The following is a 948-nucleotide window of genomic DNA, read 5'->3' on the forward strand; positions in this document are numbered from 1 at the left end:
AGGAAAAGTATTTTATTCATTGGCTTATCCTTTTTAATTTAATTTTCATCAATCATATAGGTCCTGATATTGAGCCATTCATCTCAAAACTTATTGATCGTTTTTATGATTGATTCATACAGTTGCATGGCTTCTACTTGATATAAACTACTCGTTTCATTACCAAATGAGCGATGTGCTGAATCCACTTCAAAATTAATCAATGGATCTTTATTGTTACGTGCTGTGCCTGTATGTTCCCATAAAGCACTAATACCATCACGCCCTTTCATTTTTTCAACACCAATCCACTCTTGTGCAGTTAAATATTCCGTATTCTTTTCACCCTTTCGAATATTGCCTTTATTGATTTGACGCTCACTTTGACCAACCTGTCTGAGTTTGTTTTCAATTCTCGGGATCAGTTGTGCAGTTTCCCTTGAATTGGTTTCAGCTTCAAAACGTAAAACGACTGTTGGATAGTCTTTAAATCTAAAGCCAAGTGTTTGTTTACTGTGTCGAAATTTTTGATCATTATCCTTAATAAAACCTTGATAAATACATTGACCACTTTCTTTTGGAATTTCATGTTCAGGGCGATAACGCAAATTTTGAACCAAATGTTGCATTGCCTCGTTGCTTTGTTCCGTCCACTTTGGCATGTCGCTATGGTTCCCCTCAATTAAAAATAAAGTCTTTTTATCTAATACGAAACCAAAAACATCAAAAGGATCACCTTTATCCTTTGATGTTTTGCCCTTTAAAATTTTAGTCAATCGACTTTCGAATTGCTGTTCTTGAGGATCTTCCGTTATATGCCAATCACTTCTAGAATACTCTTTTCTCACATTTTGAATCGCGGCATCAAAATCTTGACGTGTGGCATTTTCTTTGACTTTGATAATGAATGAATCATATTGGTCATATCTTTCCAATGGATTGGCTTCGGCGGGAATCTCTACGGCATAA

General features: G+C 35.3%; 1 protein-coding gene. It reads right to left on the bottom strand.

Going from position 1 to position 948, the window contains the following annotated elements; genetic code table 11:
- Nucleotides 1-83 precede the first annotated feature (83 nt).
- Nucleotides 84-948 (bottom strand): T6SS immunity protein Tli4 family protein (locus D7V20_RS19260; RefSeq protein ID WP_120385411.1); only part of this gene is annotated, 865 nt, incomplete at its 5' end.

The sequence above is a fragment of the Acinetobacter rongchengensis genome (assembly GCF_003611475.1).
GTDB classification, from domain to species: Bacteria; Pseudomonadota; Gammaproteobacteria; order Pseudomonadales; family Moraxellaceae; genus Acinetobacter; species Acinetobacter rongchengensis.